The organism is Anaerolineaceae bacterium oral taxon 439 (assembly GCA_001717545.1).
In the GTDB taxonomy this organism is placed as follows: domain Bacteria; phylum Chloroflexota; class Anaerolineae; order Anaerolineales; family Anaerolineaceae; genus Flexilinea.
The window spans coordinates 2,348,184-2,361,619 of sequence record CP017039.1; the positions used below are offsets into that span (position 1 = coordinate 2,348,184).

Consider the following 13,436-nt stretch of genomic DNA (forward strand, 5'->3'; position numbering starts at 1 on the left):
CAAAGTAAACGCAACTTATGAGCTTGCCTGTCAAATGCAACTGACCTTCAGCGTTTCTGCCTGATTGCGCTGCATCTATTTCGCTGACCACAAAAATTTTTCGTCCCGCAAGCGGGATTTCCTCCCCGGCCCCTCCCTTCCGGTCGGGCATGTCCCGCCTTCGCGGGACGGATGTGAAGAGGCCGGAGGACAGATGCGCCCGCAATGTAAATAGATCTGATTTTCTATTGCAAGGCGCAAAGCGAGGCGCTCTCCCGCGCCCCGGATCCATTACGGCGTTATTTTAAGCCGGAGAGCGGGACGGACTGCGCTCCTGCGGGGAACATAGAAACCATAGTGGAGGAGCGAGCCACCCGCGTGGACTTCCGCGGCTTTATCACTATTGTGGTCCGGCGACGAAGCCACCACCACACCGTTCCCAGGTCGCTGTTCACATACACATCCTGCGCGATCACGTACTCCGTCGGAAAAGTCCTCCGGTCCTCGTCGTCTTCAAAATGCCGCTCCGCTTCCCAAAGGCTCAGCAGGAATACCCGGTCCTCCGTATCCCTCCCGCCGCTCTTCCCGTACCTCGGATTGTCCGCGTTCTCCACCTTCGTCAGCGCACCCTTGTGTCAAGTACTGGATACATTTTTTTAATTTTCATCCAATAATACTTGCACGTTATGTTACTATGACTTCATTGATTCATCCTAAAACAAGCTATTCATTCTATACTGCTAAATAATTTAGTATATAAATGCTATAAATTTAGCTAAGATTAAAGCCGCTGCCAACAAAACAGGAATAAAGATAATTCTCTTTTTAATTACATTTACAACACCAGGTATATATTCACTATCCTTTATACCTTTTATTTTTAGATTCTTGCTATTACTGGTCCATAAAATATCCATAACTAGTCCATCAAAGATATTCCAGGATTGAAGAAAAATATTTAATTGAATAAACGCTTGTTTAAAATCATTGATTTCATTCCATGACCCGACAATTAATATCAAACTTCCAAACATTAAAATAATAAATAAAGAATAAAATATGATTTTATTTCTCTTGATTGTTTTATAATCTGTATAACCAAATTCAACAACCTTATCTATAACAGATTTGGGATAAAAATATACAATATTAATCGCATTGCCTCTAAATGATAAAGCTACTAATAATGTGAATAATAAGCAATATAAAACCACTTGTAGAAATAAGATATCCATTTTAAATATATTCACCTTTAATTATTATATTTTTTTAAATGCAAACAATTATTTAGGATTCTGAACTTTATCTCCAACAATCCAAAAATCACACATATCATCACCTTTAGCTAATGTTTTATCCCTAAATAATTTTGCTTTTCTAACTTTAATCGTAAGATGATCTAATTCGCAAAATATAGGAGTTATTTCTTCTAAGTTATTATCTTTAAAGAATTTAGCGATTGGACATTTAGTAAAATAATAATAAAATCCATCCTGATGACTATCATCAAAATTAAATTTCCAAGTTTCTGGATACTCTTTGCGATGAAGCTCTGCCCAATCAGAATTCTTATGCATAAGCTCTTTAAATTTTTTTAAATCTTTTGGGTTATTATAATCTTTCTTGCCCATTAGTTTTAACAATGTGGGATCTGATAAAGTAATTCTCATTATTTCTTTCAAATCTTCAGAAGTTATTTTGCCTTCGCTTCCCTGCATAAAAGAAAAAAACAACAGACAAAAATATAAATTGGAAGCCATGGGATTTTCAGCGCCAATATCATCAGCTTTATTCAGTAATTCTCTATATTCAGCTTTAGCATTTCTAACAATCATCTTAACATCTTCATCGCTATATTTTATTTTTAATGCTCTTTTTACAAAAGGATTCATCACAAACCAATATATGGGTTTATACTTTAACATTTCCGCCTCTAAATAACACTAAATTAATACATAAGATATGGTTAATTCTATTATAGAGCCAATAAATTATGTCTTATAACTCTCTCATTTTAGACCACCTCGATTTCCTTGAGACTCTGTATATATATCCATGCTGGCATCTTCTTTCGCCATTTTCAAATTTTCCAAAACAGCTTTATTAAAAAGGAAATTCTCTTGCGATACATAAGCGACGAGTTCCATGTTTTGCTTTAACAGCATATCATTCAAATTGTTTTTTCCGATTAAAATTTCTCCGTCACAGGTATTCCAAAATCCGGCAATTAGTTTTGCGATAGTGGATTTGCCACCACCTGAATCCCCGACTATTGCAATCCGCCCCTTCTCTTCCTCATTAAACGCCGTAGCGTAAAATTCTCCGTTCAGCCATCCCCGCAGCGTGCATTCCGCCCACGTTACGCTCACCCATCCCTTGTTGTACGCTCTCGCGTCCAGCGCGTATTGGCTGACGATCAGCGCGCTCCCGTCGCTCACCTCCAGCACACGCCACTCGATCGGCTCCGGTCCGTTCGAAGGATTGTTGTCCTGCTCGTACGACCCGAACTCGATAATGTCCCCCACCTGTACGTCCACGTACGGGTTCTGCGCCTTAGCCTGCGCCTGCGCTGTCTCAGCGGCGGCTGTCTGTGCGGTCGCTGTTGCGGTGGCCGCCGTTTGCTGCATCGCCGATATCGCCGCTAATTCTTCCTCCCGCCGTTGTACCGCGATTTCGGTTTGCATTCCTACCGCCTCCGTCAGTTTGTTGATTTTTTTAAAAGAAAACCCGCCCGCCGTTCGGACTGGCTAAAATAATCTTATCAAAGTTTTTCAACTTTTTTTCTGTCAATCCAATGTGTATTTATAAAGAACGCCGCGGCCAAGCCCGCCCGTGGAAATCTAAACGCGGACCAGATGCGGGTGAAAAACTTGTCATTTTCTTATTTCAACGTAAAATATGGACAAGCGATCTCGACAGAAGCAGCGCCGTACCGAACCCCACCCTCAGAAAAGTTCATCAGCCCAGCCGCGGTTGGATTCAAACATAAAATCGGAGCTGCTCCCCGTCCTTCGCGTTCCAGTCCGCAACCGCGTAGAAAATTCGTCCGCCGCTTTTCCAGCCGCGGCACCGTTCGACGAACGGGACCAGGTCCGGGAGCGCGGGAAGCCGTCCGAGCTCCGAAACCGGGACCCATTCAAGCTCGCCTTCGTCAGATGCAATCGGCGCGATCTCCCGGTCAATCTCGCCGCGAAAAATATGGACCTCGACTCCAACGTCCGGATGCGTTGAATCGATCGACAGTCCGCAAAGCTCCAACTCGACGCCCTGAATCCCGCTCTCCTCGAAAAGCTCGCGTTCCGCTCCGGCAAGGACCGACTCCCCATGCTCGACATGCCCGCCCAAACCGTTATACAGCCCGGGAAAATTCTTTTTCGTCTCCGCCCCGCGAAGGAGCAGCACACGATCGCGATGAAAAACGAAGATCAGCGTCCTCGGAATCACCTGATAACGCGGAATCATCCTAAAACCCGAAATCCAGAAAATCCGTTCCGAAGAATAGCTTCAGGAAAATCATACCGCAGACGACCAGAATAATCAGCCCGCAGCCGCAACCGCAGCAATTCCCCGATTTGTAACCGAACGTCTCCTGAAGCCAATTATAAATTTTCGACAAAAGAAAAGTTTTAAGTAAAAACCCAAGACATCCCTGACGATCGTCGTTCATACGGTCCCTCCATTCCTTATCCTTATATACGCGTCAGCTCGAAAAAAGACTCGTTCTTATTATATTCAGAAAAAAAGAGAGCGTTTCAAAACTTTTTTTCCTGAATGGTCTTGAGACGCCCTCTGCGCAATATCCAACTCAGAACCTTTAATAGATTTGAATCGATAATGAATAATTCGTCGCCTGTTGGAACGAAACCACCTCGATCAGGTAGTCCTGCCTCCGCGGCAGCACGCCGCTCCAATTCGTCAGCTTCGCCGTATGATCCTGATAAACGACCCCGTCGTCAATACCGCTGATCCGCAGGAACGCGTTCGGCTGGGTCGTTCCGCTCTGAAGCCTGACCGTCATCGTCTGTCCAGCCGACGCGTAGGCCGTGTACGAAACGACGCCGTTAGCCCTGACCGCCCCTGCCAGCTGCGCGCTGTTTGTATTCGGCGCAAAGCGAACCCGCACCGGGATAACGAACGTCAGGCGAAACCCGGTCGCCGCCGCATCCGGGTTACAGACGTCGAGATTATACTTCGTCGCCTTCGACAGGATTTGCCGGATCGTCCCAAATTGATTCGCATTGCTGACGTAGAGCGTCCCGGTATTATCCGACAGCCCCAGATTCACTCGGTTGTTATCCGACGAAACGGTCGCCAAGAGCAGGTAGTCGTTCCCGGCATAAAAATCGTACCGGGTACAAGTCCCCCCCGCTGACGTGCCGGCGATCTCCGTCATCGTCTCGCCCTTTGCGAATTGAATCGTTCCACCCAACCGGTACTGCCAGGAGCCCGGAACAGGGTAATATGGATTCGCCGGGATCGCGGTTTGGCCCGGTTTCGTCGAAATCGGCGGAATAGAAAGCAGGAACGAAAAATTCGTCGCCATCTGGCCCGGATTATACACGAGCAATTCGTATCCACCCGAAACCGGCAGCGGCATCCCGAACGTCGCGCTGCGTGCGTCCAGGCTCAACAGGACCTGCCCCTTCAGCGTTTTCACGCCCAGAACCGCGGCGTTCGTATCCGAATTCAGCGTAATCGTCGCCGACTGATTCGCGGCAGCGTAAAACTCATAGCGAACCGCAACCCCGCCGTCGAGCCGCCCGCTGATCACCTGACTCGTCGCGCCGGGCGCGAATCGGATCGACCCGCCGATCATCGTCGTAGACTGCGCCGCCGCGGACAGCGCTATCATCAGAATCAACCCCAAAACGCCGATCAGAACCATTATTTTTTTCATTAAACACCTCTTTCAAAGCATGATATCGCGTTTCATCGTTATACCGCTAATACGTTTAAATCCGCCGCTTAGTTCCCGAAAATTCCGGGGATCAGCTCCGCGCTGAACATCGCAGCGCCGGAACCGGACCGAAGAACGACGAAATAAATCTCGGTCAATCCGCAGCACGATTTCCAATCGACCTGGCGGATTGGGCCGAACGTCTCCGGCGAACCGCCCCAGGGAAAGATATCGACCGTTCCGGCGGAACGCTGATCAAAGCGCACAGAAAACCGCACCCCCGCGCCGACAGGAATCCGAACCGGGATCATAACAGGCCCCGGCTCTGTACGGAACGTCGCTTCCGGGCGCGTTTCATCGACCATTATTTCCGCTGACTTCACGAGCTCAACCGTCGCCGGGACAGCAAAAATCAGCTCTAATTCCTGATCGTTATCCGAAATCAGGACGCCCATGTCCCGGGCGATCAGCCTGAACGAATTCGTCGCGCCCGGGTCCCGTACTGTCAGCTTTAACTCGGAGCCATCAACCGTATAAATCAGGACAGATTCATGCCGGTGGACGCTGACCGGATAGGATTCCCCCGGCGCAGCGTGAATTACAGAAACCCGATCACTGGCATCGTCCGTTTCAGGCATGATCGTCGGCGCCAACACGATCTCCCGATCCGGTCTGACAAAAGCTGATTCGCCGGAATCCGTCGGCTGGACCGGAAGCCCCAAATCGATCGGAGCTGGTGTTGGAACCGTAACCGCTGCAGGGTCCGAAGTTCCTGTCGGCGCGATCGTCTGGCTCGGTCTCGACGGCGCTTTAAACTCCCGGGTACAGAAAAGACAAGCCCCATCGTCGGCCGTCGAGGTCGGGGCCGGAATGAAGGTTGAGGTCGGGATCGGCGTGAAGGTCAAGGTCGGGACCGGCGTGAAGGTCAAGGTCGGGACCGGCGTGAAGGTCGAGGTCGGGACCAGCGTGAAGGTCGAGGTCGGGACCGGCGTGAAGGTCAAGGTCGGGACCGGCGTGAAGGTCGAGGTCGGGACCGGCGTGAAGGTCGAAGTCGGGACCGGCGTGAAGGTCGAGGTCGGGACCGGCGTGAAGGTCAAGGTCGAAGTAGAAGTCAGTGTGGCCGTCGGCGTTAACGTAAACGTAGCCGTCGGCGTTTCGGTCGAAGTCGGAACGAGCGTCGCCGTAGCCGTCGGGGTCAACGTAGGCGTCGTCGACGCCGTCGCCGTTTCAGACAGCTTCCGGATCAGCGCTTCCAGCGCCTCCCGCGTCACCGTCCGATAAACGCGATCCGCGATCTCGGTTTCAACCTGCGCCGTTGCCGCCGCCTGATCCGTCCGCTCGATCGGCGCCGGAACGAACGTTGAGCAGGCGCTGGACCCCAGCGCCAATAACAGCCCTAAACAGATCAACTCGATACCTTTTCGCATTTCAAAACCCACTTTCATGTCCTCAACTGACTTATTTCCAAGATCGTCTGCAAGACCTGTTCCCAGATGACCGGCGCGGAATCGATTGTCGCGCCAGGCGCGAACGCGAACGCAAACCCATCCGCTAAAACCGGCCTGATCGTGATCCAATTTGCCGGAAATTCGTAAGCCGTCGGCTCGGCTCCGTCGTAAAGCGCCGCCGCCAGCTTCCGGTCCAGCTTCTTCCGCGCGTCCGAAGGAAGCCCCGTCTCGTCGCCGATCGGGATCCCCATCGCCGCGCCTGCCCAATCGGACAGCCGCGCTTCGTCTAAAACGTATGACAGGAACAGCCATGATGCGAACTGCTCCACAGCCGACTGGACAACAATGCCGACTGAAAACGTCTCCGCGAACACCTCATTCCGCACTCCGTATATCCCCGGATAGGGGATCAGCCGCCAATCGTCGGCGCCGTTCGTCTCGGATTCAGCGAACGCGATCCGCTGAAACGGAAGATCGGCCGCCGTCCCAGAGTAAAAAAGCGCTTCATGATCAGCGAAGTAAGCGTAAGGCTCCGAAAGCCGACTCTGCCAGACACAGCCATCGTCAAACAGCTTCCGCAGCGCGCTGACCGCTTTCAGGAACGCTTCTCCCGGCGCCGCCGCGGAAAGGTCCGAAAAATCGATTTTTCCAGCCTCAAACGCGCTGAGCCAGCTGACCGCCGTTCCGGGCGCACCGGATATGATCCATCCGCCGGTTCCGTTATTTTCGCGATCCTCGTCGTCCATGCGCGCCTGATACGCGGCGCAGCTCTGCTCCGCGAACGCCTCGAACGTTTCCGGAGGCCCGGAAAAGCCTAACTGCTGACCCCAGGTATCGTTATAAAAAAGGAAGTACGGCGTATACCATAGCGGAAAAACCGTTCGCTTCCCCGGTACCGGGATCCGCGCGTCGATCGCCCGGATACGTTCCGGGGATAAACCGTACTGCGGATGCGCGAAGTAATCGTCCAACGGCGCGAAAAGAACCCCTTCCCCGCTCCAGAAGCGGAAATAATCCGCCGTGGAAAAAATCAGGTTCGGATGCCCCCCGTCTTCTCCGCCGCCCAGGACACGATCGCTGAGATTGACATCCGAAATCATGCTGTCCGCCGAAACGACAATCCCAAACGCGTTTTCATCGTTAAACGCGTCGACGAACGCGTCGAACGCCGCCTGAACCTGATCGCGGAACCCATGCCAGACATGGATCTTCAACCCATCCAGGTCCTCCGGCCTAACGCTCAGGTAAGCCGGAACCGGCGTTGCCGTCGGCAACGGCGTGACGCTCGCGGTCCGCGTCGGGAGAATCGCCTGCACCGCCACTTCGGGATCCGTCGCTCCCCCCCCCGCCGCGGCTTCCGTGAAAACTGCCGGCATGGGTGTGTTGCAGCCCGCCGTCAGCAGCGCCAGCCAGGCAAAACCAAACCAGACGATCGCAGCCCGTCCCATTTTCCGTCCGTTCCGCCGCCTTGATTGATCCATAATCAGAAATACTGCCCGAAGAAGGGGCGCTCCGCGCCGACCGACGTAAACGCCTCATGTCCGGGAAAAATCAACGTCTCGTCAGGAAGCGTCAGCACCCTGGTATTAATGCTGGCTTCGATTTGCCGCTGCGAACCGCCGAAAAGATCGGTCCGTCCGTGATCATGGTAAAAAACCGTGTCGCCGCTGAAAAGCCAACCCGCCGCCGCGCAATAATAACAGACCGATCCGGGGGAATGGCCGGGCGTATGCAGCACGGTAAAGCCGTACTTCCCAACCGTCAGGCGCGTCCCATCAGCGATCGGGATCCGCGGCGCAGGGCAGTTACCCCCACGGGCCTGGCCCGCGCGCGCCGAGCCGCCGCCCGTCCGGATCGCTTCGTCGTCCGGATGAAGCGCGATCGGAACGTCGCGGCCCTCGGTCTCCGTCAGCTTCGCCCCATAAATATGGTCAAAATGCGCGTGCGTCAGCCAAAGCGCCGTCCATCGCCAGCCTTCTTCTTCAATTTTTCGGAGAACCTGCTGAAAATCGAACGACGCGTCGATTACGACGCACTCCTTCCGTTCCGTATCGGCAACAATATAGCAGTTATTCGCCATGGACCCCGTCTGAATCGGGACCATGCGCAAGCTTTCATACGTGTAATTCGTCAGTTCCATCCGTCCTCCGTCCCTCCGCACGAACTGCTGATCAACTTGCGTTCAGAATCCGCAGCTCGCGCGGAAACGAAGTCAGCGCTTCGCAGCCCGAATCGGTCACAACCAGATCGTCCTCAATTCGAACGCCGAAACGGCCGGGAAGATAGATTCCCGGCTCGTCCGTGAAAACCGTTCCCGGTTCCAACGTTAAATCATTTTCCGCGAACATGTACGGATCCTCATGGCATTCCATTCCCAGTCCGTGGCCCAGCCGATGGGTAAAGAAATCGCCGTAACCGGCGGCACGAATAACCGACCGCGCCGCGCCGTCGACGTCCCCCGCTCGGACGCCGGGTCGGGCGAAAGCCGCCGCCGTCCGGTTCGCGGCCAAGACCGTCTCGTGAACCGTCCGCATTTCCTCCGACGCTTCGCCAACCGCGAACGTCCGCGTCAGGTCAGAGCAATATCCGTCATAGCGCGCTCCCCAATCGATCAGGACGAACTCGCCCGGCCGGACCTCGCGCTTGCTGACGGCCGCGTGCGGATCGGCGCTGTTTGGGCCGCTCCCGATAATCGGATCGAACGGCAATTCAACCTGGCTCCCATTTCGGATCAGGTTCCCGATCAACGTATCCGCGATCTCGATCTCGCGGACGCCCGGCTTGATAATCGGAAGCGTATCTTCGAGCGCCCGCTCGGCGATCCGCGCCGCTTTTTTCATCTTCGCCAGCTCATCCGCCGTCTTTCGCAGCCGCAGCCCGGCGAAGAGCTCCGCCGCGCCGACCGGACGGATACCCGCGATGTTTTCCGTCAGGAAAGAAAATTCATGGAAACGGAAATGCCGCGGTTCAATGCCGATCGTTTTCCCGTTCAGCCCTATTCGCTTCCCCGCCTCGGCGAATGCCTCGCCCCAACGAGCCGGCGTATCCTGAAACGGGAACGGAAGGATCGCCGGTAAGACCTCCTGGATCGAGGGGATCTCGAACCCGGCGGCGATGACGCCGAATACGCCGTCCGAACGGATGATTAAGACGCAGGGACGTTCCGATAAATGCTTCCGGAGCCCGGTCGCCCAGATAAAATTCGGCGATGGCGTCAACGCGACCGCGTCCAGCCCGGCGGCTTTCGCCTGCGCCGCGATCCGTTGTATTCGCTCGCTATGAATATTTTCCAATTCTTCCTCCTTCTATTCCGAAGCCCCGTCGTCTTCGCAGAGCTCCGTCATTAAAAAGGTATTTCCCGCCCGTTCCGTCTCGTTCAGGTCCAGCAGCTCGCCAGCGCGGCGAAAATATGCGCAGCTCTCGTACCGCAGGTACGGAACCGTCTTCAAAATCGCCAGATAACCGCGCGTTTCTTCGTCCAGCCGGCCCTGATAAGCGAACGCCTGAACAACCGGGATCCATTCAACCGGATCTTCGCTGTGGTACCCGGCCGCGATCGCCGCGTCCGCGATCCTCGCGGCTCCCGCCCAATCCTGCTTCTGCTGCGCAACACTCATTTGCGCATAACTGTAACACCACTCCCGCGCCGGCTCCGCGCCGAAAAGCGCCGGGTCCGGGTACCGCGCCGCCCCGTCGAGAAGGATCCGATCCGGCTCCGAGGCGAAACCGACGGCGGCGATCCGCGACGAATCGAACGGCGAATAGATCGGGTTACGGCCATCGATAACCTGAACGCAGCTTTTCGCCGTCGGCTTCGTGACCGCAAGAACCTTCGAATAATCCTGCAGCAAGTATATCTTCCGCACCATGCGTTCATCAACGGTTCCCATCTGAACCTTGCGAACCGATTCCAGATTTAACAAATCGGAAGCGATCAGAATATTTCCCTGCCTTCGCCGATAGATCAGGTGAAGCGGGCCAAAATTTTCGTAGTCCTCCTCCGGCGCGAATCCGGCGTTATGCAGCAGGACCATCGTTCCATCCTGAATATCCGGCGCGCGCCAGGACAGCTGCCACCAGAAGTCGTTTTCGATTTCCGTCTGCGCAGCGTAGCGGAGCTGTGTGACCCGCTGCGTCAGGACCGACATCAGGACCACCCCGGTCAGCAGTACGAATTTCACCATACGTCCTTCGATCAACGCAGCAAACCCGATCAGCGTCATGACCGCGCTGAACGCTCCCGGATAGGTAAAACGATCCAGGCTCGACGAAAACGTAATTTCGCGCGTTGCGACGACGAGCAGGAAAACCTCCGCCGCCGCCGACAGGATCCCGGTCAGGATCCATTGCTGCTGCCAGCGGAGCTTCCCGTTCGCGGCCGGCTCCGCCCCCGCTTCGGAACGCGCCGGAAGAGCGCCCGTCTTTCTCTCGCGGGTTAGCCCAAGAAACGCGGCGCAGAAGACGCCCAGCGGGATCAGCGCCTGCGCAAGCGCGTGGAAAAAGAGCCGCAGCTCGACTCCGTTGAGAACGTGATACGGCGGGACGGCCCATGATCCGACCAGCAGTTTAAACAAGTTCATCCCGCTTTTTTGAATCCAGGCGGCGCCTACATATTTCGGCGCTTTACGGAACGTTAACAAAATCGGCATCACATCCGTTCCCGATCGCGTCGCCTCAAAAATAAACGAACGCCAATAGAAAAAGAAAATCGCGCTCAGGATATACGGAACGAAAAGCAGGAGCGCGCGCCCGAACCCGGCGAAAAACGTCCGCTCGCGCCGATTCGCGTCATACGCCCAAAGCAGGCAGAAACGCAGCGCTTCCATCCCGATATAGTACTCCATCAGGAACATGGACGCGACCGCCAGCGCGGCCGCCGAAACGGCGAATCCGACCCGGGCGACCGCCCGCTTCGCGTCCAGCGCCGCGATCGACAGGTAAATCGAACCGGCCATCGCCGCCATCGCGACCTGATGCGGCAGGTAGGTAATCCCGTCGACCTGTCGGAGATATCCGGGAAAAACGAGAAACAGCGCCCCCGCCGCGAACGCCGCGAACGGCGGACGCCGCCAGATCGCGGCGCAGCTCAGCGAAAAAAAGATCGCCGCCAGGACCCGGGAAGCCAGATTGACCAGCCGGTAAGGAAACGGATCGGCTCCGAACGCGCGGTAGGCGGCGGAAAGAAGATATCCGTCCGCCGGGCGATCGCTGGCGTAATGCTCGATCAGCATTTCCGTTCCGCGCGAATCGGCGTTAAATAAATTGTTCCAATCGTCGCGGTAATACCCCAATTCACTCATATTCGGCAGGTACAGCGAACCGCCGATCAGGATCAGCAGCAGAATCGAAAACCACTTTTTATATATACAGCTGCGCAGACGCGTCGTCATTCCGTTCCCAACCTTTTATACGATAAATGAACGTCGCATTTATTATAGTTCAGGGCAAAAGAAACGAAGCGAATTTCGGAAAGTTCAGGGAAACTCCACCGTCCGACGCGGCCATCCCGATCACCCCGGCTCAGCCGATCCGGAAAACCGCACGGTTCCCTAAAACGCCCCAGGACGCAAGGAACGTTTGAATGCTGCGCGTGTAACGCATCCCGCCATCCTGAAGCGTGACCGTTCCCGCCGCTTCGTCGTAACCGAGGACGACGACCGTATGCTGATACGGGACGACGGTCGTCGGGATACCGCTCGCGGGCGTATACGAAAGCGGCGTTCCCGTCGTCGTATTGCCGACGACCCATGCCATCACCGGATTCCCCCTTGCGACCTGTTCCTTGATCCCTTCCCAATTAAAATTCGAAACGCCGAACGACGGAAGCCCGAACGATGTCAGGAGCTCCGCGACCGGCCGTTCGTAAACGCCGTATCCGTTCGGCGGAAGCCCGCCGCGCGCGTCCCAATAATTTCCGACAAAGCCTTCGTTCGGGTCGTCCGATTTCGGAAGGCCGGTTAGAAAGCTCATATAATCGATTCGCACGCCGAAATACGACGCTAAATCGACCGCCGATCGCGTTTCGCAGTCCAGATTATACGATTGCGCGTACCCGACAAACCCGTCGATCGCCGCCGCGCCCGGAAGAGCGCCAGGCGCCGCCTGCGAATCGAGATCGAGCCAGGGATTCGCCGGGATGGAATAAGCGGAGCCTGAGTTGTACGCCGGCGCTCCCGCGACCGAGAACCAGGTTTCATATCCGTCCAGCGTCAGCGCCGGGTTATCTTCGAAAACCGGCTGAACCTCCTGAAGCTCGCCGAATAGCTCGAACGGTTCGTCGAGCCATGGCGACGCGCCAGTCGTCTCTAACGCTTTTTTGGACGCCTGCGAGGCGTCATCCTCGCCCACGTTCCACCATGCCCCTGACGGGGAAGGAGCGACCGCGGTCAAGCCGCCGCCCGTGAATGGGTCGTCGTCTTCGTCCGCCGCGATTAACGGGATCGCCGTTCCGGCCGGTTTCGAGACTGGCGCCGCGTCGATCCGAAGCGTCATATATCCCAGGACTTTCCAGGACGTTTCGAAATCGACGAACGTCCGAAAATAGTTTTCCCCATTGTCCCAGACGGAAAAGCCGAGATCGTTGAACCCGTCGACCGTAACCGTATTCATCTTATCGACGACGACGATCTCGTTTCCGGATTCGCTTCGATAGGGAACGCCTTTTCCGGGAGCCGTATTCCCAACCACCCAGCAGATCACGGGATGACCCGCGCCGACCGCGGCTTTCAGGTCCTCAATCGACCAATCCGCGGCGGCGACCGCCGGAATCCCCGCCAGCGACAACGTTTCAGCGATCGGGCCAGGATAAACGCCGTACGAACCCGGCGGAAGCGCCGGCTTCTCGCGCGGGTCTCCGACGAAGCCAACCGTCGGATCGTCGCTCGTCGGGAGCAGGCTCAGGATTTCCAGCGCGCTCAGGTCGTACCCATAAAAACGCGCTAAATCTGAAGCTGCCTGCGCCTCGCTATTCGACGCTAATTCCATCGGACGCGACGCGTATGCGGATATACGGTTCGCAATCGTCTCCTCAAGCGCAGCGAACGCTCTTCCTGCGGACAGTCCGAATAAAAGCGCCGCAATAAAAACGGATAAAAATCGTCTCATGTCCCCTC

Annotated in this window: 14 protein-coding genes; 1 reads left to right on the plus strand and 13 read right to left on the minus strand. The window is 55.0% G+C overall.

What is annotated here, in order from left to right; all coding sequences use genetic code 11:
- Window positions 1-278 precede the first annotated feature (278 nt).
- The 8 genes from BEQ56_10445 to BEQ56_10480 form a co-directional block, all read right to left on the minus strand.
- A complete protein-coding gene (locus BEQ56_10445; protein AOH43859.1) occupies window positions 279-593 on the minus strand; it encodes a hypothetical protein in 315 nt (104 codons plus the stop codon).
- A gap of 135 nt (window positions 594-728) precedes the next feature.
- Window positions 729-1,214 carry a hypothetical protein gene (locus BEQ56_10450; protein AOH43860.1) on the minus strand — a complete coding sequence of 162 codons (486 nt, stop codon included), beginning with the start codon at window positions 1,212-1,214 and terminating at the stop codon, window positions 729-731.
- A 48-nt stretch (window positions 1,215-1,262) separates the two neighbouring features.
- On the minus strand, window positions 1,263-1,904 hold the full coding sequence (locus tag BEQ56_10455; protein ID AOH43861.1) for a hypothetical protein: 642 nt from the start codon (window positions 1,902-1,904) through the stop codon (window positions 1,263-1,265).
- Between the two features lie 84 nt (window positions 1,905-1,988).
- On the minus strand, window positions 1,989-2,663 hold the full coding sequence (locus BEQ56_10460) for a hypothetical protein (GenBank protein ID AOH43862.1): 675 nt from the start codon (window positions 2,661-2,663) through the stop codon (window positions 1,989-1,991).
- Between the two features lie 295 nt (window positions 2,664-2,958).
- The gene (locus tag BEQ56_10465; protein AOH43863.1) at window positions 2,959-3,441 is read right to left on the minus strand and encodes a hypothetical protein; all 483 of its coding nucleotides are present in this window, start codon (window positions 3,439-3,441) and stop codon (window positions 2,959-2,961) included.
- A 1-nt stretch (window position 3,442) separates the two neighbouring features.
- On the minus strand, window positions 3,443-3,646 hold the full coding sequence (locus BEQ56_10470) for a hypothetical protein (GenBank protein ID AOH43864.1): 204 nt from the start codon (window positions 3,644-3,646) through the stop codon (window positions 3,443-3,445).
- A 147-nt stretch (window positions 3,647-3,793) separates the two neighbouring features.
- The gene (locus tag BEQ56_10475; GenBank protein ID AOH43865.1) at window positions 3,794-4,876 is read right to left on the minus strand and encodes a hypothetical protein; all 1,083 of its coding nucleotides are present in this window, start codon (window positions 4,874-4,876) and stop codon (window positions 3,794-3,796) included.
- Window positions 4,877-4,944: 68 nt separating this feature from the next.
- On the minus strand, window positions 4,945-5,514 hold the full coding sequence (locus BEQ56_10480; GenBank protein AOH43866.1) for a hypothetical protein: 570 nt from the start codon (window positions 5,512-5,514) through the stop codon (window positions 4,945-4,947).
- On the opposite strand from BEQ56_10480, the gene BEQ56_10485 reads away from it, so the two are divergent.
- On the plus strand, window positions 5,513-6,157 hold the full coding sequence (locus BEQ56_10485; protein ID AOH43867.1) for a hypothetical protein: 645 nt from the start codon (window positions 5,513-5,515) through the stop codon (window positions 6,155-6,157). The genes BEQ56_10480 and BEQ56_10485 overlap by 2 nt on opposite strands.
- A gap of 160 nt (window positions 6,158-6,317) precedes the next feature.
- Here the strand turns inward: BEQ56_10485 and BEQ56_10490 are convergent, their stop codons facing one another.
- The 5 genes from BEQ56_10490 to BEQ56_10510 all read right to left on the minus strand — a co-directional run bounded on the left by BEQ56_10490 (window position 6,318) and on the right by BEQ56_10510 (window position 13,428).
- Window positions 6,318-7,805 carry a hypothetical protein gene (locus BEQ56_10490; protein AOH43868.1) on the minus strand — a complete coding sequence of 496 codons (1,488 nt, stop codon included), beginning with the start codon at window positions 7,803-7,805 and terminating at the stop codon, window positions 6,318-6,320.
- A 2-nt stretch (window positions 7,806-7,807) separates the two neighbouring features.
- Window positions 7,808-8,428 carry a hypothetical protein gene (locus tag BEQ56_10495; GenBank protein AOH44507.1) on the minus strand — a complete coding sequence of 207 codons (621 nt, stop codon included), beginning with the start codon at window positions 8,426-8,428 and terminating at the stop codon, window positions 7,808-7,810.
- 67 nt (window positions 8,429-8,495) lie between these two features.
- The gene (locus BEQ56_10500) at window positions 8,496-9,608 is read right to left on the minus strand and encodes a hypothetical protein (GenBank protein ID AOH44508.1); all 1,113 of its coding nucleotides are present in this window, start codon (window positions 9,606-9,608) and stop codon (window positions 8,496-8,498) included.
- A gap of 21 nt (window positions 9,609-9,629) precedes the next feature.
- Entirely contained in the window at window positions 9,630-11,714 is a 2,085-nt protein-coding gene (locus tag BEQ56_10505) for a hypothetical protein (GenBank protein AOH43869.1), read from the minus strand.
- A 130-nt stretch (window positions 11,715-11,844) separates the two neighbouring features.
- Window positions 11,845-13,428, minus strand: a complete 1,584-nt coding sequence (locus BEQ56_10510; GenBank protein ID AOH43870.1) for a hypothetical protein — start codon at window positions 13,426-13,428, stop codon at window positions 11,845-11,847.
- Window positions 13,429-13,436 lie beyond the last annotated feature (8 nt).

Excerpts from the sequence above, each read along its gene's own strand:
- BEQ56_10470 (AOH43864.1), bottom strand. The coding sequence starts at position 3,646 with ATGAACGACGATCGTCAGGGATGTCTTGGGTTTTTACTTAAAACTTTT.
- BEQ56_10485 (AOH43867.1), top strand. The coding sequence starts at position 5,513 with ATGATCGTCGGCGCCAACACGATCTCCCGATCCGGTCTGACAAAAGCT.
- BEQ56_10505 (AOH43869.1), bottom strand. The coding sequence starts at position 11,714 with ATGACGACGCGTCTGCGCAGCTGTATATATAAAAAGTGGTTTTCGATT.
- BEQ56_10490 (AOH43868.1), bottom strand. The coding sequence starts at position 7,805 with ATGGATCAATCAAGGCGGCGGAACGGACGGAAAATGGGACGGGCTGCG.
- BEQ56_10455 (AOH43861.1), bottom strand. The coding sequence starts at position 1,904 with ATGTTAAAGTATAAACCCATATATTGGTTTGTGATGAATCCTTTTGTA.
- BEQ56_10460 (AOH43862.1), bottom strand. The coding sequence starts at position 2,663 with ATGCAAACCGAAATCGCGGTACAACGGCGGGAGGAAGAATTAGCGGCG.
- BEQ56_10475 (AOH43865.1), bottom strand. The coding sequence starts at position 4,876 with ATGAAAAAAATAATGGTTCTGATCGGCGTTTTGGGGTTGATTCTGATG.
- BEQ56_10465 (AOH43863.1), bottom strand. The coding sequence starts at position 3,441 with ATGATTCCGCGTTATCAGGTGATTCCGAGGACGCTGATCTTCGTTTTT.
- BEQ56_10480 (AOH43866.1), bottom strand. The coding sequence starts at position 5,514 with ATGCCTGAAACGGACGATGCCAGTGATCGGGTTTCTGTAATTCACGCT.
- BEQ56_10450 (AOH43860.1), bottom strand. The coding sequence starts at position 1,214 with ATGGATATCTTATTTCTACAAGTGGTTTTATATTGCTTATTATTCACA.
- BEQ56_10510 (AOH43870.1), bottom strand. The coding sequence starts at position 13,428 with ATGAGACGATTTTTATCCGTTTTTATTGCGGCGCTTTTATTCGGACTG.
- BEQ56_10495 (AOH44507.1), bottom strand. The coding sequence starts at position 8,428 with ATGGTCCCGATTCAGACGGGGTCCATGGCGAATAACTGCTATATTGTT.